We start from the raw sequence: 18,543 nt of genomic DNA, 5'->3' as shown, positions 1-18,543 counted from the left end.
AGAGGAGACCGTCGTGATCGTACGGATCATGGGCGAGGGGCAGGTAAGGGTGGCGGACAGCCACTTCATCGAGCTCAACAAGCTGGACGACGAGCTGCTCGCCGAGATGGAGAACGGTGACACGGACGGCTTCCGGCGGACCCTGGGCGCGCTGCTCGACGCGGTGCGCCGGCTGGGCGATCCGCTGCCCGACGACTCCCTGGAGCCTTCGGAGCTGATCCTGCCCGGCCCCGACGCCACCCTCGACGAGGTTCGCGAGATGCTCAGCGACGACGGCCTCATCCCGGGCTGACCCGCCCGGCCACCGGCGATCCGGCCCCGCCGTACGGGACCGCGGCCGCCCGGCACACCGGCGTTCCCGCCCCGCCCGTACGGGACCGGCGACCGCCCGGCTTCATCCAGCAAGGCAGCGCCCCGGCCACCGGGCCGCCGCCCGCCGATTCCCTCGGCGGGCGGCGCCCGGCGGCCGGGGCGCTACCGTTTCTTCCCGTGACTCCCCTCGCCCCCGGACAGGGCCCGCGGCCAGGGCCCGCGCTGCTCGCCCGGCTCCGCGCGCATCCCGTCGCGCTCGACACGGTCCTGGCGGCGGCCGTCTTCGCGGCGATCCTGGTCGGCGCGGCGGCCGGTCCGCACGGCCGGTACGGACCCCGCTTCGGCGAACGGCCACTGGCGGCCACCACGGTCCTCCTCGCGGCGCTGGCCTGCGCCGCCCTGGTGCTGCGCCGCCGCTACCCGCGCAGCGTCCTCGCCTTCACCTGCGCCATGACGCTGGCCGAGCTGGTGACCGCCACCAGAGATCCGCGCGGGCCGGTCGCCGCCGCCTCGGTCATCGCGGTCTTCACCGTCGCAGCCCGCACCGACCGCCCCACCACCTGGCGGACCGGCGCGCTCACCGTGCTGGTGCTCACCGCCGCCGCGATGCTCACCAGCACTCGTCCCTGGTACGCGCAGGAGAACCTGGCGATCTTCGCCTGGACGGGCATGGCGGCCGCGGCCGGGGACGCCGTCCGCAGCCGCCGGGCCTTCGTCGACGCGATCAGGGAGCGGGCCGAGCGGGCCGAACGCACCCGCGAGGAGGAGGCGGGCCGCCGGGTCGCCGAGGAACGCCTGCGCATCGCCCGCGAACTGCACGACGTCGTCGCCCATCACATCGCACTGGTCAACGTGCAGGCCGGCGTCGCGTCGCACGTCATGGACAGCCGCCCCGACCAGGCCAAACAGGCCCTCGCCCACGTCCGTGAGGCATCCCGCTCGGCGCTGGAGGAACTGCGCGCCACGGTCGGCCTGCTGCGCCAGTCCGACGACCCGCAGGCCCCCACCGAACCGGCACCGGGGCTCGGCGTCCTGGACCAGCTGATCGACGGGTTCGTACGGGCCGGGCTCCCCGTCGAGCTGGAGCTGCCGCCCGGCAGCCCCGAGGGCCTGCCGGCGTCCGTCGATCTGACGGCGTACCGCATCGTCCAGGAGGCGCTGACCAACGTGCGCAAGCACGCGGGCGAGGACGCCCGCGCCACGGTGCGGATCGTCCGGTCGGCCGACGCGCTGACGCTGACGGTGCTGGACGACGGCGGCGGCCGGCCCGCGCGGCCGCGCCCGCGCCCGGGTGGCCAGGACGGGCCGGAGGGGCCGGCGGAAGGCGGCGGGCACGGCCTGATCGGGATGCGCGAGCGGGTCGCCGCGCTCCGCGGCACGGTGGAGACCGGGCCCCGCCCGGCCGGTGGATTCAAGGTACGGGTACGGCTGCCGTTGCAGACCGCGCGCACGGGGGAGACGACATGACGATCAAGGTGCTGCTCGCCGACGACCAGGCGCTGCTGCGCAGCGCGTTCAAGGTGCTGGTGGACTCCGAGCCGGGCATGCAGGTGGTGGCCGAGGCGTCGGACGGCGCCGAGGCGTACGAGCTGACCCGGTCGGCGGCGCCCGACGTGGTCCTGATGGACATCCGGATGCCCGGCGTGGACGGTCTCGCCGCCACCCGCATGATCAGCGAGGACCCGGAGCTGTCCGGCGTACGCGTGGTGATCCTGACGACCTTCGAGGTCGACGACTACGTGGTGCAGGCGCTGCGGGCCGGCGCGAGCGGCTTCCTCGGCAAGGGCGCCGAGCCCGACGAGCTGCTCAGCGCCATCAGGGTCGCGGCGGCCGGGGAGGCGCTGCTGTCGCCGGTGGCCACGAAGGGGCTGATCGCGAAGTTCCTGGCCCAGGGGAGCGGGGAGGACGGCGCTGCGGGCCCGGAGGCCGAGCGGCTGGCGTCGCTGACCGGGCGGGAGCGCGAGGTGCTGGTGCTGGTCGCGGGCGGCCTGTCCAACGACGAGATCGCCGAGCGGCTCACCGTCAGCCCGCTCACGGTCAAGACGCACGTGAACCGTGCGATGGCCAAGCTGGGCGCCCGCGACCGGGCCCAACTTGTGGTCATAGCGTACGAAAGCGGACTCGTCCGCCCGCGGGTGTAGCAGCGGGTGGAGCGGGGCGTACTGCGGACGCGGTACGCCCCGGCCGTGGAAATGGACCTGGGTGCTAGGGAAACAGCGCTTCCCGTGCCGGATCGTGTAAACGGGCCCGCCATGGGCCGGTGCCGGAAGCGTTCAGAACAAAAGAGAGAGACCCCACCCATGTTCAGGCTGTCCCGACTCAGCCTCGCACAACGGGGCCTGATAGCACTGATGTCGATCGTCGCGATCGTCTTCGGGGCCATCGCGATCCCACAGCTGAAGCAGCAGTTGCTGCCGTCCATCGATATGCCCATGGTGTCCGTCGTGGCGCCGTACCAGGGCGCCTCGCCCGACGTCGTCGAGAAGCAGGTCGTCGAGCCGCTGGAGGACGGCATCCAGGCGGTCGACGGCATCACCGGCGTGACCTCCACCGCCAGTGAGGGCTCGGCCGTGGTCATGGCCGAGTTCGACTACGGCAACGACTCCCAGCAGCTGGTCGCCGATGTCCAGCAGGCCGTCAACCGGGCCCGCGCCAAGCTGCCCGAGGACGTCGACCCGCAGGTCGTGTCCGGCGGCACCGACGACCTGCCGACCGTGGTGCTGGCCGTCGCCGGAGGCGAGCAGGACCAGCAGGCCCTCGCCGACCGCCTGGACCGCAGCGTCGTCCCGGCCCTGAAGGACATCGACGGCGTCGGCCAGGTCAGCGTCAGCGGCGTACGCGACCAGGTCGTCGCCGTCACCCCGGACGACGCGAAGCTCGCCAAGGCAGGGCTCACCCCGGCGGCGCTCGGCCAGGCCCTGGAGGCGGGCGGCGCCTCCGTACCGGCCGGTTCCTTCTCCGAGGACGGCAGGAGCCGCACCGTCCAGGTCGGCAGCGGCTGGACCTCGCTCCAGCAGATCAAGGACCTCACCGTCTCGCCGGCGGCGGCCGGTGCCGCGGCGGGCAAGGCCGGGGCCGGCGCGCCGGTACGGGTCGGCGACATCGCCACCGTGCAGCAGGAGTCGGCCGCCCCGACCTCGCTCACCCGCACCAACGGCAAGCCCAGCCTCTCGGTCCAGATCACCATGGACCAGGACGGCAGCGCCGTCGCCATCTCCGACGCGGTCAAGGACAAGCTCCCGCAGATCCGCGCCGACCTCGGCAAGGACGCGGACGTCACGGTCGTCTCCGACCAGGGCCCGCAGGTCTCCAAGTCCATCGAGTCCCTCACCACCGAGGGCCTGCTCGGCCTGGTCATGGCCGTGATCGTGATCCTGGTCTTCCTGCTGAGCCTGCGCTCGACGCTGGTGACCGCGGTGTCCATCCCGCTGTCCGTCGTCATCACGCTGATCGTGCTGTGGACCCGCGACCTGTCGCTGAACATGCTGACCCTGGGCGCGCTGACCATCGCCATCGGCCGCGTCGTGGACGACTCCATCGTCGTCCTGGAGAACATCAAACGGCATTTGGGCTACGGCGAGGAGCGCAAGCACGCGATCCTCACGGGCGTCCGCGAGGTGTCCGGCGCGATCACCTCCTCCACCCTCACCACCGTCGCGGTCTTCCTGCCGATCGGCGTGGTCGGCGGCATGGTGGGCGCCCTCTTCGGCGACTTCTCGATCACCGTCACCGTGGCCCTGCTGGCCTCGCTGCTGGTCTCCCTCACCGTCGTCCCGGTCCTCTCGTACTGGTTCCTGCGCGCCCCGAAGGCCGCCGAGGGCGGCGACCCGGAAGCGCTGCGCAAGGAGGCCGAGGAGAAGGAGAGCCGCAGCGCGCTGCAGCGGCTGTACGTACCGGTGCTGCGCTTCGCGACCCGGCGCCGGGCCACCAGCCTGGTCATCGCCGTCGTCATCCTCATCGGCACCTTCGGCATGGGCCCGCTGCTCAAGACCAACTTCTTCGACCAGGGCGACCAGGACACCCTGTCCGTCCAGCAGGAGCTGGCGCCCGGCACCAGCCTCGCCGCCGCCGACAAGCAGGCGAAGCGGGTGGAGAAGGTGCTCGCCGACACCGACGGCGTGCAGGACTACCAGGTCACCGTCGGCTCGTCGGGCATGATGGCGGCCTTCGGCGGCGGCTCGTCGGCGAACCAGGCGTCGTACCAGGTCAAGCTGGCGAACGCGGACGACTCCGACCGGGTCGTCGCGGACATCCGGGACGGCCTGGAGAAGCTCGGCCCCGCCATCGGCGACACCACCGTCTCCGCGGGCCAGGCCTTCGGCAACCAGGACCTGAGCGTGGTCGTGAAGGCCGCCGACGCGGACGTGCTGAAGGACGCCGCCGAGCAGGTACGGAAGAAGGTCGCGGGCCTGGACGACGTCACCGACGTCACCAGCGACCTGGCCCAGAGCGTGCCGCGGATCTCCGTCACCGCGAACGAGAAGGCCGCGGCCGCCGGTTACTCCCAGGCCACCCTCGGCCAGGCCGTCGCCCAGGCGGTACGCGGCACCACCAGCGGTACCGCGCTGCTGGACGACGCCGAGCGGGACGTCGTGGTGAAGTCGGCGCACCCGGCCACCACCGAGGCCCAGCTGAAGAAGCTGACGCTGCCCGGCCCCGCGGGCATGGTGAAGCTCGGCGACATCGCCGAGGTGAAGACGGTGGCCGGCCCGGTGCAGATGACCCGCATCGACGGCGCCCGGTCCGCGACCATCACGGCCAAGCCGACCGGCGACAACACCGGCGCGGTCACCACGCAGCTGCAGTCCGCGCTGAACGACCTGGACCTGCCCAAGGGCGCGACCGCCGAGATCGGCGGCGTCTCGGCCGACCAGGACGAGGCGTTCAGCTCGCTCGGCCTGGCCATGCTGGCGGCCATCGCGATCGTCTTCATGCTGCTGGTCGCGACCTTCCGGTCGCTGATCCAGCCGCTGATCCTGCTGGTGTCGATCCCGTTCGCGGCGACCGGCGCGATCGGCCTGCTGGTCGCGACCGGTACCCCGATGGGCGTCCCCGCGATGATCGGCATGCTGATGCTCATCGGCATCGTCGTCACCAACGCGATCGTGCTGATCGACCTGATCAACCAGTACCGGGCCCAGGGGTACGGCGTCGTCGAGGCGGTCGTCGAGGGCGGCCGCCACCGGCTGCGGCCCATCCTGATGACGGCCCTGGCCACGATCATGGCCCTGCTGCCGATGGCCCTCTCGGTCACCGGTGACGGCGGCTTCATCTCCCAGCCGCTGGCCGTGGTCGTGATCGGCGGCCTGATCACCTCCACCCTGCTGACCCTGCTGCTCGTCCCGACGCTCTACGCGATCATCGAGCTGCGGCGGGAACGCCGGGCGGCCAAGAAGGCCGCGAAGCGGGCCGACGGCCCGAAGGCCACCGACGAGGACCGCACGCCGGAACCCGCCGGAGTCTGACCCGCACAGCACGTGGGGCCCGTACCGCATCCCGGTACGGGCCCCACGCGCATGCCACGGCTACGGGAGAGCCAGCATCCGCTCGAGCGCCAGCTTCGCGAAGCTCTCCGTCTCCTTGTCGACCTCGATCCGGTTGACGACCTTGCCGTCCACCAGGGACTCCAGGGCCCACACGAGGTGCGGGAGGTCGATGCGGTTCATGGTCGAGCAGAAGCAGACCGTCCTGTCGAGGAAGACGATCTCCTTGCCCTCGGGAGCGAAACGGTTCGCCAGCCGGCGGACCAGGTTCAGCTCCGTACCGATCGCCCACTTCGACCCGGCCGGCGCCGCCTCCAGGGCCTTGATGATGTACTCCGTCGAGCCGACGTAGTCGGCCGCCGCCACGACCTCGTGCTTGCACTCCGGGTGCACCAGCACGTTCACGCCCGGTATCCGGGCCCGTACGTCCTCGACCGACTCCAGCGAGAAGCGGCCGTGCACCGAGCAGTGACCGCGCCAGAGGATCATCTTCGCGGCGCGCAGCTGCTCGACGGTGAGCCCGCCGTTCGGCTTGTGCGGGTTGTAGACCACGCAGTCGTCCAGGGACATGCCCATGTCGCGGACGGCGGTGTTGCGGCCGAGGTGCTGGTCCGGCAGGAAGAGCACCTTCTCGCCCTGCTCGAAGGCCCAGTCCAGGGCCCGCTTGGCGTTGGAGGAGGTGCAGATCGTGCCGCCGTGCTTGCCGGTGAAGGCCTTGATGTCGGCGGAGCTGTTCATGTACGAGACGGGCACGACCTGGTCGGCGACGCCGGCCTCGGTCAGCACGTCCCAGCACTCGGCGACCTGCTCGGCGCTGGCCATGTCGGCCATCGAGCAGCCGGCCGCCAGGTCCGGCAGGACGACCTTCTGGTCGTCGCCGGTCAGGATGTCGGCGGACTCGGCCATGAAGTGCACGCCGCAGAAGACGATGTACTCGGCGTCCGGGCGCGCGGCCGCGTCCCGCGCGAGCTTGAAGGAGTCGCCGGTCACGTCGGCGAACTCGATGACCTCGTCGCGCTGGTAGTGGTGCCCCAGGACGAAGACCTTGTCGCCGAGCTTCTCCTTGGCGGCGCGGGCGCGCTCCACCAGGTCGGGGTCGGAGGGCGCGGGCAGGTCGCCCGGGCACTCGACACCGCGCTCGCTCCTCGGGTCGGCCTCCCGGCCGAGGAGGAGCAGCGCGAGCGGCGTGGGCTGCACGTCGAGGTCCTGACGGGGCTGGGCGGTGGTCACGACACGCACCCTCTCTTTTCTGCGGACAGGAGTTTCTGCGAACCGGCTTTTCGTCTAATTGACGTTATCTATCATAGCCGCTTCACGTCAGTTTGACGATGGGCATTGTGTCGATGTGACGCATCACCCGAGAGGCCGTGCACCGACAGCCGCTGACCTTCGGGACCGGGTGTGCGAGCATGAGGAGGGACGGAAAATTCCGCCAGAACTTCGAGCCCGCCCGGAATGAATCCGGGGCCCCGTCGGTTACTGCCGAGGGCAAGGGGTCCGTACAACCCGGGAGAGATGTAGATGAGCGTTCAGGACGAGACCACCGTCAGCGACGGCATCATCCTGTCCGACGCGGCCGCGTCGAAGGTCAAGAGCCTGCTGGAGCAGGAGGGCCGGGACGACCTCGCGCTGCGGGTGGCCGTTCAGCCCGGTGGCTGCTCCGGCCTGCGCTACCAGCTCTTCTTCGACGAGCGCTCGCTCGACGGCGACGTCGTGAAGGACTTCGGCGGCGTGAAGGTCGTCACCGACCGGATGAGCGCCCCGTACCTGGGCGGTGCCTCCATCGACTTCGTCGACACCATCGAGAAGCAGGGCTTCACGATCGACAACCCCAACGCCACCGGCTCCTGCGCCTGCGGCGACTCCTTCAGCTGAGCCGGCCGGCTCCGGCGACACGGAGACACAACGACGAAGGCGGCGTGCCCCTCGGGGAACGCCGCCTTCGTCATGGCCGCCCAAGAGCCTCCGGCTCACGGCGGCGGCCCGCCGTCACTTCCGCGGTACGGTCTCACCGCTGGAGGCGTCGATGACCTCCCGCCCGTCCAGCGGGGAGTCCAGCGTCACCGTCTCGGTGAACTGCTTGGCGACCTTCACGCAGACCCCGCCCGGCTTCTTCTCCTTGCCGGTGACCTGCGCGGTCACGGCCGTACCCGACTGGTCGGCGCTGGCCGAGTAATTGCTGCACACGCCGCCCCAGAAGCGCAGCGTCAGCTTCTTGCCGTCCTTGGAGACCGAGTACGACTCCAGGCTCTGAGCGCCCTTCTTGTTCTCCTTGCCGCCCTGCGGGGGCTGCGCGGGCCGCTGCGTCGCGGCGTCCCCGGCGTCCCGGTCCACCACGTACTTCGGGTCGACCGCCGGGTGCGCGACCGTCGTACCGGCGTCCTTGCCGCCGGTCGAACCGGGCTGCCGCACCTCGTACATCCACGACGGCACCAGCGCCTGGCTGCCGTTCACGAACTGCACCGACAGGCCGAACCTGGCACCGGTCACCTCGGCGGGCGAGGGCTTCCCGGGCGCGGGCTCACAGGGCGCGACGTCCTTGCCGGCGTCCTTCCCCGTCTTCCCGGCCTTCTCGCCCTTGTCCGGCAGCGGCGTGGCGCACTTGGTGTCCTCACCCTTGCCCTCGCCGGAGCCCGTCCCGCCGTTCAGGTGGGCGAGCGTCTTCTCGGCGCTCAGCACCGGATACGTGTCGCCCTTGGCCGGCCGCGCCAGCTGTCCGCTGCCGCCGACCACCTGGCCGTCGGAGCCGACCTGGAGGTCGCTCTGCCAGCCGTACGTCGGCAGACCGCCGATCACCGGGTTCGCGGAGACGATCCGCACCGCGCCGGACAGCCCGCCGGCGTCCAGCTTCGCGCCCTCCTGGCCGAGCGCGGCGAGCACCGGCTTCACCGCCTGCTTCGCCTTCTCCTGGGACACCGCGCCCTTGCCGCTGCCGTCGTCCTCGGTGCTGGCCTCCCGGCCGCGGTACGAGGGGCAGCCGGGCCCGTCGGAGGAGTGGCCGGTCTTCGCGTCCGCCGCCTCGCCCTTGGGCGCCGCGGGCAGTGCGCAGTTGACGCCGCCCGGGGTGCCGTACTGCGCGAACGTCCACGAGCCGGTGCCGGCCTTGGCCACCTGGAGCACGGGACCGCGGGAGTCCTTCTCCTGGCCGCCGACCTTCCACGTACCGCCCTCGGAACGGATCGCGCCCGACACGTCCAGCGCCTTGGCCAGCCGGGCCACCGCGTCCTTGCCGACCGGGCCCTGCGGGCGGTAGACGGGCGCGTCGGCCGGCCCGTCCGGCAGGTCACCGGCCGGGCGGTACCCCGCGCCCTGCGGGTTCGGCTCGCCCGGCGCGATGCCCTCGCGCGACTGGCCGTACCCCTCCAGTGCCAGCGGCGGGGGATCGGCCGCCGGGCCCGCGCTGCCGTCGCCGCCCTGGCCGGAAGCGCCCGATGCCCAGTACGCCGCGCCGCCGCCGGCCAGCAGCACGGCCGCGGCCATCGAGGCGACCACCAGCGGGCTGCGCCCGCGCCGCCCCGGGGTGGTGGGGGTGTCGGTGGGGTTCTTCCCGCTGCCGGTGGCAGGGGGAGTGTCCTCGGTGCTCACCGCATCGCTCCTTCGGCTCCGCTGAACAACTGATGCGCCATCCTCCGTGAGGGGGACGCCGATTGGACGGAGCCGGGCCGCGGGCGGTTCCGCCCGCGGCCCGGACGGGCCCTCGGGAGCCCGCGGAAGAGCGGTGGTGGAGGTGGCTCGCCGTACTCGTTACTCAGTCGCCGTACTCGGACATCCCGTCCAGCAGTTTCGCAGAGGCGGCGGGGACCGTGATCCCGCGGAGCTCGGCGGCCGGGCGCTGCGGAGCGGCGAACAGGCCGTCGGTCCGCCAGTGCGGTGCCATGCGGGCGCAGTCGCCCCACAGTTGCTCCATCGAATCCGGCTCGGCGCCGTCCGGGCGGCGGCCGTCCGGGCGAGCTGCTGTGACGGGCTTCACATATTTGGTCATACGCGCACCGTACGCACCCTTCGCCCCGCGGAAGAAGACCTACTATCTGGTAGTTTCGCCAGGTCGGAAGGGTCGTCCCGAACCGGTAGCGTTGGGTCACGTCCGTCACCGCCCCACGCCTCCCCGCAGGAGCGAATCGCCGTGCGTATCGCAGTCACCGGCTCCATCGCCACCGACCACCTGATGACCTTCCCCGGACGCTTCGCCGACCAGCTGGTCGCCGACCAGCTCCACACGGTCTCCCTCTCCTTCCTCGTCGACCAGCTCGACGTGCGGCGCGGTGGCGTCGCCGCGAACATCTGCTTCGGCATGGGCCAGCTCGGCACCGCGCCGATCCTGGTCGGCGCCGCCGGCAACGACTTCGGCGAGTACCGCGCCTGGCTGGACCGGCACGGCGTCGACACCGCCTCCGTCCGGATCTCCGAGGTGCTGCACACCGCCCGCTTCGTGTGCACCACCGACGCGGACCACAACCAGATCGGCTCCTTCTACACCGGTGCGATGAGCGAGGCCCGGCTGATCGAGCTGCAGCACGTCGCCGAGCGCGTGGGCGGCCTGGACCTGGTCCTGATCGGCGCCGACGACCCCGAGGCGATGATCCGCCACACCGAGGAGTGCCGCTCCCGGTCCATCCCCTTCGCGGCCGACTTCTCGCAGCAGATCGCCCGCATGGACGGCGACGACATCCGCACCCTCATGGACGGCGCTGCCTACCTCTTCTCCAACGAGTACGAGAAGGGCCTCATCGAGTCCAAGACCGGCTGGACCGACGAGGAGATCCTCGGCAAGGTCGGCACCCGCGTCACCACCCTCGGGGCCAGCGGCGTCCGCATCGAGCGGGAGGGCGAGCCGGTCATCGAGGTCGGCGTCCCCGAGGAGAACGCCAAGGCCGACCCGACCGGCGTCGGCGACGCCTTCCGCGCCGGCTTCCTCTCCGGCCTCGCCTGGGGCGTGTCCCTGGAGCGCGCCGCGCAGGTCGGCTGCATGCTGGCGACCCTCGTCATCGAGACGGTCGGCACCCAGGAGTACGAGCTGCGCCGCAGTCACTTCCTGGACCGCTTCACCAAGGCGTACGGCCACGAGGCCGCCGCCGAGATCCAGCAGCACCTGGACTGAGGTCCGGCACGGCCTAGACGCGGCGCCGCACCACGTACGCGGCGCCGCGCTCCCGGGGCTCCGGGGCTTCCCCCAGGTACTCCTGGCCCTGCGTCCAGCACCACGCGGGGATGTCCAGCGCCGCCACCTCGTCGTCGGACAGCACCGTCACCGTCGTGCCGACCGGCACCTCCGCGACCGCCTTGGCCAGCTCGATCACCGGCACCGGGCAGCGGGCGCCGAGCGCGTCCACGACGACCTCACCGGCCGCGCCCTCCGGAGCCCGCGCGGGCCGCGCCGGCGCGCCCAGCTGTTCCCGTATGCCGGCCACCGCGTCCGGCAGCACCGCCAGGAAGCGGTCCACGTCCGCCTCGGCGGTCCCGGCCGGCAGCGACACCCGCACGTTGCCCTCGGAGAGCACGCCCATCGCCTTCAGGACGTGGCTGGGCGTCAGCGTGCTGGAGGTGCAGGAGGAGCCGGAGGAGACGGAGAAGCCCGCCCGGTCCAGCGCGTGCAGCAGCGTCTCCCCGTCGACGTACAGGCAGGAGAAGGTCACCAGGTGCGGCAGCCGCCGGACCGGGTCGCCGACCACCGCCACGTCCGGCACCAGCTCCGGCACCCGCGAGCGGATCCGGTCCACCAGGCCGCGCAGCCGCGCCGCCTCGGCCGCCGCCTCCGCGCGCACGGCACGCAGCGAAGCGGCCGCCGCCACCACCGCCGGGATGTTCTCGAAGCCGGGCGCGCGCCCCGACTCACGCTCGTCGGCCGGTCCCTGGTGCGCGAAGCGGGTGCCCTTGCGCACCGCCAGCAGCCCCACCCCGGCCGGGCCGCCCCACTTGTGCGCGCTGCCCGTCAGCAGCGACCAGGCGCCCTCGACCGGGCCCCAGGCGAGCGACTGGGCGGCGTCCACCAGCAGCGGCACGCCCGCCTCGCGGCACGCCTCGGCCGCCTCGGCCACCGGCTGTTCGGTGCCCACCTCGTGGTTGGCGGACTGCAGGACGGCCAGCGCGGTGTCCGGGGAGAGCGCCGCCGCGAACTCCCCGGCGGCCACCCGGCCGGTACGGTCGCAGCCCACCACGGCCACGGTGCCGCCGGCCGCCTCGTGCGCCTCCGCCGCGTGCAGTACGGAGGAATGCTCGACGGCGGAGTGGACCAGGCGGCTGCCGACACGCCGGCGTCCCGCCAGCGCGCCCGCCACGCCCGTGTGCACCGCGCGGGTGCCGGACGGAGTGATCACCAGCTCGTCGGGGCGGCAGCCGACCGCCTCCGCCGCCGTCTCACGCGCGGCGTCCAGCAGCAGCCGGGCGCGCCGTCCCTCCCGGTACAGCCGGGCCGGGTCGGCCCAGCCCTCGTCCAGGGCGGCGAGCAGCGCCTCGCGGGCGACCGGGTGCAGGGGAGCGGAGGACGCGGCATCGAAGTAGGGCACGGCAAAACGCTAACGCGTTCGGACCGGGGCCCGTCGGGCGGAGCGGGCCGGGCCGGGGCGGTGTCCGGCGGGCCGGGCGCGGCGTCAGATGCCGGGGGGAAGCGGGGAATCCGGTTGCCGTGGGGGCCCGCCGGGAGGGGAGTGCCACCCCTTCGGGGGGTGACGCGCCGCGTTGGGCACCCTCCCCGCGCGACGCCAAATAGCGTCCAGTAGGGTTTGGTCCGCATAAACATCCAAACCCCTGCCCGTGACGGGCCGGCGACCGACCAGCTGAGACGGCCGCAGCCGGTCATTGCGGGCGAGACTCTCGGGAAGGCGCTACGTGAGTCCCAACGGCTCCGACCGCTCGTCGCGGCGCCCGATGCGGCGGAAGCTGCCGCAGGTGCTGGCTGCGGGCCTGGTCCTGGCGACCGCGACCGGTTGCACATACAAGGACTTCCCCCGCCTCGGCATGCCAACGCCCGTCACGGACGAGGCGCCGCGGATCCTCTCCCTTTGGCAGGGCTCCTGGGCCGCCGCCCTCGCAACGGGCGTGCTGGTGTGGGGCCTGATCATCTGGAGCTGGATCTTCCACCGCCGCAGCCGGACCAAGGTGGAGGTCCCCGCACAGACCCGGTACAACATGCCGATCGAGGCGTTGTACACCATCGTCCCGTTCATCATCATCGCGGTGCTGTTCTATTTCACCGCGCGCGATGAGAACGAACTCCTGAAGACTTCCAAGAAGCCGGACCACGTCGTGAACGTCGTGGGCTTCCAGTGGAGCTGGGCGTTCAACTACATGGAGGACGTCGACGGCGACAAGTCGAATTCGGCGGTCAACTCCAAGGAGCTCTCCGCGATCCCGGACAAGTGGAAGAAGTCGGCTCCCGCGGGTGCCGAGGGCGTCTACGAACAGGGCACGCCGGGCGAGCGGAACCCGCAGAACGGCAACCCCGGCCCCACGCTGTGGCTGCCCAAGGGCGAGACCGTCCAGTTCATCCTGACCTCGCGTGATGTCATCCACTCCTTCTGGGTGGTGCCGTTCCTGATGAAGCAGGACGTCATCCCGGGTCACACGAACGTCTTCGAGGTGACTCCGAACAAGGAGGGCACCTTCATGGGCAAGTGCGCCGAGCTCTGCGGCGTTGACCACTCCCGGATGCTCTTCAACGTCAAGGTCGTGTCTCCCGAGCGGTACCAGGAGCACCTGAAGGACCTGGCGAAGAAGGGCCAGAACGGTTACCTGCCGGCCGGTATCGAGCAGACCGACCACGCCAGGAACGCGGAGACCAAGAACAAGTGAGCATCCTCAACGAACCTCAGGGTGCCGCCGCCGCATCGGCCTCGGCAGCACCACCCGTACGCAGGAAGCAACCCGGCAACGTCGTGGTGAAGTGGCTGACGACCACCGACCACAAGACGATCGGCACGCTCTATCTGGTGACGTCGTTCGCCTTCTTCTGCATCGGCGGCCTGATGGCGCTCTTCATGCGCGCCGAGCTGGCTCGTCCCGGCACGCAGATCATGTCGAACGAGCAGTTCAACCAGGCGTTCACGATGCACGGCACGATCATGCTGCTGATGTTCGCGACGCCGCTGTTCTCCGGGTTCGCGAACTGGATCATGCCGCTGCAGATCGGCGCGCCCGACGTGGCGTTCCCGCGGCTGAACATGTTCGCGTACTGGCTGTACCTCTTCGGCTCGCTGATCGCGGTGGCCGGCTTCCTCACCCCGCAGGGTGCGGCCGACTTCGGCTGGTTCGCCTACTCCCCGCTGTCGGACGCGGTCCGTTCGCCGGGTGTCGGCGCCGACATGTGGATCATGGGTCTGGCCTTCTCCGGCTTCGGCACGATCCTCGGCTCGGTCAACTTCATCACCACGATCATCTGCATGCGCGCGCCCGGCATGACGATGTTCCGCATGCCGATCTTCACGTGGAACGTCCTGCTGACCGGTGTGCTGGTCCTGCTGGCCTTCCCGGTGCTGGCCGCCGCGCTGTTCGCCCTGGAGGCGGACCGTAAGTTCGGTGCGCATGTGTTCGATGCGGCAAATGGTGGCGCATTGCTCTGGCAGCACCTCTTCTGGTTCTTCGGACACCCAGAGGTGTACATCATCGCGCTGCCGTTCTTCGGCATCATTTCCGAGGTCATTCCGGTCTTCTCGCGGAAGCCGATGTTCGGTTACATCGGCCTGATCGCGGCGACGATTTCGATCGCGGGTCTGTCGGTGACCGTGTGGGCGCACCACATGTACGTCACGGGCGGCGTACTGCTGCCGTTCTTCTCCTTCATGACGTTCCTCATCGCGGTTCCGACCGGTGTGAAGTTCTTCAACTGGATCGGCACGATGTGGAAGGGCTCGCTGTCCTTCGAGACCCCGATGCTCTGGGCGGTCGGCTTCCTGATCACCTTCACCTTCGGTGGTCTGACCGGCGTCATCCTGGCCTCGCCGCCGCTGGACTTCCACATCTCCGACTCGTACTTCGTCGTGGCGCACTTCCACTACGTCGTCTTCGGTACGGTCGTCTTCGCGATGTTCGCCGGCTTCCACTTCTGGTGGCCGAAGTTCACCGGCAAGATGCTGGACGAGCGGCTCGGCAAGATCACGTTCTGGACGCTGTTCATCGGCTTCCACGGCACCTTCCTGGTCCAGCACTGGCTGGGCGCCGAGGGCATGCCGCGCCGTTACGCCGACTACCTGGCGGCCGACGGCTTCACCGCCCTGAACACGATCTCGACGATCAGCTCCTTCCTGCTGGGCCTGTCGATGCTGCCGTTCATGTACAACGTCTGGAAGACGGCGAAGTACGGCAAGAAGATCGAGGTCGACGACCCGTGGGGCTACGGCCGCTCGCTGGAGTGGGCGACCTCCTGCCCGCCGCCGCGGCACAACTTCCTCACGCTGCCGCGTATCCGCTCGGAATCCCCGGCGTTCGACCTGCACCACCCTGAGATCGCCGCGCTCGACGCGCTCGAGAACGACGGTCAGAAGGACACGGCGCTCATGGGCGGCACGAAGGAGGCCGGCAAGTGAAGATCCAGGGCAAGATGTTCATCTGGCTCTCCGTCTTCGTCCTCGCCATGGCGATCGTCTACGGCGTCTGGTCGAAGGAGCCGGCGGGCACCACCGCGCTGTTCCTGGCGTTCGGTCTCTGCATCATGATCGGCTACTACCTGGCCTTCACGGCCCGGCGGGTGGACGCGGGTGCGCAGGACCGCAAGGACGCGGACGTCGCGGACGACGCCGGTGAGGTGGGCTTCTTCAGCCCGCACAGCTGGCAGCCGCTCTCGCTGGGCATCGGCGGTGCGTTCGCCTTCCTGGGCGTCGTCTTCGGCTGGTGGCTGCTGTACTTCTCCGCTCCGATCATCCTCGTCGGCCTGTTCGGCTGGGTGTTCGAGTACTACCGGGGCGAGAACCGCACGCAGTAAGCGCGGCATCGAACGGACGGGTCGGGCCCGGTCACTCCACGGAGTGACCGGGCCCGACCCATTTGCAGTCCTTCAACGCGCCGCACCGGCGTGGCTCTTCCTACTTTGTGTCCATGAGCCATATGCCACGATCCCGGACGGTGCTCAGCTCGGCGCTCCTGCTGCTGCCGCTGGCGGCGGGGGCCACCGGGTGCGGCGGGGCGTCGTCGGATCCGCTCGCCGCCCAGCCCTACGACGCGGCCGGCCAGATCGCGGCCAACGCCCCGGCGGGCGAGCAGAAGGCCGATCCCGACGCACCGCTGGAAGTCACCACCAAGGGCGACGAGGCGCGGATCACCGACGTCACCGCGACGGACGCCGCCGGACGCTACGTCCGCGGCCGGCTGACCGCCGACGGCACGCGCTGGCGCAGCACCGTGCCGCTCGCCGCCGGCACCCGCTACACCGTGCGGGTGAGCACCGAGGACAGCGACGGCGCACCGGGCCGCAAGGTCCTCCATGTGGAGACCGAGGGCAACGGCGACCGGCGGCTGCGGGTCACCTTCGGACCCGACAGCGGCACGTACGGCGTCGGCCAGCCGCTCACCGCCGAGCTCAGCCGCCCGGTGCGCGGCGCGCGCGCCAAGGCCCTCGTGGAAGGCGCCCTGAAGGTCGACAGCAACCCGCGCGTGGTGGGTTCCTGGCACTGGGCGGACGACAGGACGCTGCACTACCGCCCGCGCACGTACTGGCCCACGCACGCCACCGTCGAGGCGTACAGCAACCTCCAGGGCCTGAAGGTCGCCAAGGGCCTGTACGGCGGGCCCGCGAAGCCGGTGCGGATCCGCACCGGCGACCGGGTCGAGGCGCTCACCGACGCCGCCGCGCACCGGATGACCGTCCGGCGCAACGGCAAGGTGATCAAGACCCTGCCCGTCACCACCGGCAAACCCGGCTTCGACACCCGCAACGGCATCAAGGTCGTGCTGGGCAAGGAGGCCTTCGTCCGGATGAACAGCAACACCGTGGGCATTGCGCGCGGCAGTTCGGAGTCCTACAACCTGCCGGTCCACTGGGCCACCCGGGTGACCTGGAGCGGCGAGTACGTCCACGCCGCGCCCTGGTCCGTGGGTTCGCAGGGCGCCGCCAACGTCAGCCACGGCTGCACCGGCATGTCCACCGCCGACGCCCGCTGGTTCTTCGGCCACGTACGCGTCGGCGACCTGGTCGAGGTGGTCAACAGCAAGGGTGACGCCATGACTCCGTTCGACAACGGGTTCGGCGACTGGAACATGCCGTGGGACAAGTGGCGCGCCGGCAGCGCTCTCGGCGGCCGGCTGAGCGGCGCGGGGAGCGGCGAGAAGGCCTCCGGGCCCGCCGCAGCGGCCCGGCTGCGCCCGCAGGTCTGAGCGGGCCGCAGAAAGACACGCGAGGGCCGCAGAACGGCACACAGCGCCTCGTCCGGACATCGGGGTCCGGGCGAGGCGCTGTACGTCTGCGTGCCGGTGTCGGAGCCGGGGCTATGGCACCCGCTCTCAGGCCTCTGTGAGCAGGCGGCGGCGCAGCAGCCCCGCCAGCGCGTCGGCGAACGCCACCGGGTCGACCGGATGGGTCACCGCGGCGTCGGCCCGGCTCCAGGTCGCCAGCCAGGAGTCCTGGGGGCGGCCGATCAGCAGCAGCACCGGCGGGCAGTGGAAGATCTCGTCCTTGATCTGCCGGCACACGCCCATGCCACCGGCCGGCGCGGTCTCGCCGTCCAGGACGCAGGCGTCGATGCCGCCCTGCTCCAGGGCCGCGAGGACGGCCGGGAGTGTCGCGCACTCCACAATCTCCACCTGCGGCACGTCGGCGGCGGGGCGCCGGCCGGCCGCGAGGCGTACCTGCTCGCGGGTGCCCGAGTCGTCGCTGTAGACCAGCACCGTGGCAGTCGCCTGCATCGTTCCTCCACGCTTTTGGGGAGCACCGTTCACGGGAGCACCTCGGGGGCCGGTTCCCGTTCAGCGGATGCTACTGCCCGGAAGGGCCCGCGCAGGAGGGTCCGTACCGGACGAAGATCTGCCCGACGGCCCGTCAGGACTGGTCGGAGCGGGGGCGTCAGGGGGGCGCGGAACGTCTGCTTCCCCCCTTCGGGGGACCCCCGCGCTGGACCGTATGGCCAGGGCACACCCCCTTGACACACCGAACGGCACCCCCCGGAGTGAGCGCAAGATAAGCGACCGACATAATGTCGGTCGTGGCGACAGCAACAGCAGTAGAAACCGGGCACGCGCACCCGTCGGTCAATCGGCCGAACCTCACCAGCGTCGGAACCATCATCTGGCTGAGTTCCGAGCTGATGTTCTTCGCGGCCCTCTTCGCGATGTACTTCACCCTCCGATCGGTGACCGGAGCTGATTACTGGAAGGAATCCGCCGATGCGCTGAATCTTCCGTTCTCCGCGACGAACACCACGATCCTGGTGCTCAGCTCCCTGACGTGCCAGCTCGGTGTTTTTGCGGCCGAGCGCGGCGATGTCAAGAAGCTCCGGGCCTGGTTCGTGGTCACCTTCATCATGGGTGCGATCTTCATCGGCGGTCAGGTCTACGAGTACACGGAGCTGGTCAAGCACGAGGGGCTCTCGCTCTCGTCCGGCCCGTACGGCTCGGTGTTCTACCTGACCACCGGCTTCCACGGACTGCACGTGACAGGCGGTCTGATCGCCTTCCTGCTGGTCCTGGGCAGGACGTACGCGGCCAAGAGGTTCACCCACGAACAGGCCACCGCGGCCATCGTCGTGTCCTACTACTGGCACTTCGTCGATGTCGTCTGGATCGGCCTCTTCGCCACGATCTACCTGATCAAGTAGGTAGTCCGGTC

Annotated in this window: 16 protein-coding genes; 11 read left to right on the top strand and 5 right to left on the bottom strand. The window is 70.9% G+C overall.

Annotated elements, in window-relative coordinates; genetic code table 11:
• Nucleotides 1-13 precede the first annotated feature (13 nt).
• From pspAA to AAC944_RS11225, 4 genes are all read left to right on the top strand, one after another.
• Nucleotides 14-292 carry a PspA-associated protein PspAA gene (gene pspAA / locus AAC944_RS11240; protein WP_030616548.1) on the top strand — a complete coding sequence of 93 codons (279 nt, stop codon included), beginning with the start codon at nt 14-16 and terminating at the stop codon, nt 290-292.
• A 197-nt stretch (nt 293-489) separates the two neighbouring features.
• Nucleotides 490-1,779, top strand: coding sequence for a sensor histidine kinase (locus AAC944_RS11235; protein ID WP_030616551.1), 1,290 nt, complete (start codon nt 490-492; stop codon nt 1,777-1,779).
• A complete protein-coding gene (locus AAC944_RS11230; RefSeq protein WP_030616553.1) occupies nt 1,776-2,453 on the top strand; it encodes a response regulator in 678 nt (225 codons plus the stop codon). Before AAC944_RS11235 ends, AAC944_RS11230 begins: the two co-directional genes overlap by 4 nt.
• 159 nt (nt 2,454-2,612) lie before the next feature.
• A complete protein-coding gene (locus tag AAC944_RS11225; protein ID WP_030616556.1) occupies nt 2,613-5,777 on the top strand; it encodes an efflux RND transporter permease subunit in 3,165 nt (1,054 codons plus the stop codon).
• 60 nt (nt 5,778-5,837) lie between these two features.
• On the opposite strand, the gene nadA is transcribed toward AAC944_RS11225, so the two are convergent.
• Complete coding sequence (gene nadA, locus AAC944_RS11220) at nt 5,838-7,025, bottom strand: quinolinate synthase NadA (protein WP_490368263.1); 1,188 nt, start codon at nt 7,023-7,025, stop codon at nt 5,838-5,840.
• Nucleotides 7,026-7,316: 291 nt separating this feature from the next.
• Between nadA and AAC944_RS11215 the strand changes: the two genes are divergently transcribed.
• A complete protein-coding gene (locus tag AAC944_RS11215; protein ID WP_030616562.1) occupies nt 7,317-7,670 on the top strand; it encodes a HesB/IscA family protein in 354 nt (117 codons plus the stop codon).
• Nucleotides 7,671-7,784: 114 nt separating this feature from the next.
• Here the strand turns inward: AAC944_RS11215 and AAC944_RS11210 are convergent, their stop codons facing one another.
• Complete coding sequence (locus tag AAC944_RS11210; protein ID WP_030616563.1) at nt 7,785-9,380, bottom strand: hypothetical protein; 1,596 nt, start codon at nt 9,378-9,380, stop codon at nt 7,785-7,787.
• Between the two features lie 163 nt (nt 9,381-9,543).
• A complete protein-coding gene (locus tag AAC944_RS11205) occupies nt 9,544-9,777 on the bottom strand; it encodes a hypothetical protein (RefSeq protein ID WP_196943057.1) in 234 nt (77 codons plus the stop codon).
• A 141-nt stretch (nt 9,778-9,918) separates the two neighbouring features.
• Here AAC944_RS11205 and AAC944_RS11200 point away from each other — a divergent pair, with 141 nt between their 5' ends.
• Entirely contained in the window at nt 9,919-10,893 is a 975-nt protein-coding gene (locus tag AAC944_RS11200; protein ID WP_030616565.1) for a carbohydrate kinase family protein, read from the top strand.
• 13 nt (nt 10,894-10,906) lie between these two features.
• On the opposite strand, the gene AAC944_RS11195 is transcribed toward AAC944_RS11200, so the two are convergent.
• Complete coding sequence (locus tag AAC944_RS11195) at nt 10,907-12,298, bottom strand: cysteine desulfurase/sulfurtransferase TusA family protein (protein WP_030616567.1); 1,392 nt, start codon at nt 12,296-12,298, stop codon at nt 10,907-10,909.
• A 322-nt stretch (nt 12,299-12,620) separates the two neighbouring features.
• Here AAC944_RS11195 and ctaC point away from each other — a divergent pair, with 322 nt between their 5' ends.
• The 4 genes from ctaC to AAC944_RS11175 all read left to right on the top strand — a co-directional run bounded on the left by ctaC (nt 12,621) and on the right by AAC944_RS11175 (nt 17,096).
• Nucleotides 12,621-13,583 (top strand): aa3-type cytochrome oxidase subunit II, encoded by a 963-nt coding sequence (ctaC, locus tag AAC944_RS11190; protein ID WP_030616569.1) that lies wholly within the window; start codon nt 12,621-12,623, stop codon nt 13,581-13,583.
• Nucleotides 13,580-15,313, top strand: coding sequence for an aa3-type cytochrome oxidase subunit I (ctaD, locus tag AAC944_RS11185; RefSeq protein WP_030616572.1), 1,734 nt, complete (start codon nt 13,580-13,582; stop codon nt 15,311-15,313). Before ctaC ends, ctaD begins: the two co-directional genes overlap by 4 nt.
• Entirely contained in the window at nt 15,310-15,708 is a 399-nt protein-coding gene (locus tag AAC944_RS11180) for a cytochrome c oxidase subunit 4 (protein ID WP_030616574.1), read from the top strand. The genes ctaD and AAC944_RS11180 overlap by 4 nt, the downstream gene beginning before the upstream one ends.
• 113 nt (nt 15,709-15,821) lie before the next feature.
• Complete coding sequence (locus AAC944_RS11175; RefSeq protein WP_030616577.1) at nt 15,822-17,096, top strand: L,D-transpeptidase; 1,275 nt, start codon at nt 15,822-15,824, stop codon at nt 17,094-17,096.
• Nucleotides 17,097-17,222: 126 nt separating this feature from the next.
• Here AAC944_RS11175 and AAC944_RS11170 read toward each other — a convergent pair whose 3' ends face one another.
• Entirely contained in the window at nt 17,223-17,624 is a 402-nt protein-coding gene (locus tag AAC944_RS11170) for a hypothetical protein (protein ID WP_030616581.1), read from the bottom strand.
• Between the two features lie 287 nt (nt 17,625-17,911).
• Here AAC944_RS11170 and ctaE point away from each other — a divergent pair, with 287 nt between their 5' ends.
• Nucleotides 17,912-18,532 carry an aa3-type cytochrome oxidase subunit III gene (gene ctaE / locus AAC944_RS11165; RefSeq protein WP_030616584.1) on the top strand — a complete coding sequence of 207 codons (621 nt, stop codon included), beginning with the start codon at nt 17,912-17,914 and terminating at the stop codon, nt 18,530-18,532.
• Nucleotides 18,533-18,543 lie beyond the last annotated feature (11 nt).

The organism is Streptomyces sclerotialus, from assembly GCF_040907265.1.
GTDB classification, from domain to species: domain Bacteria; phylum Actinomycetota; class Actinomycetes; order Streptomycetales; family Streptomycetaceae; genus Streptomyces; species Streptomyces sclerotialus.
This window is presented reverse-complemented; position numbering and strand designations above follow the sequence as displayed.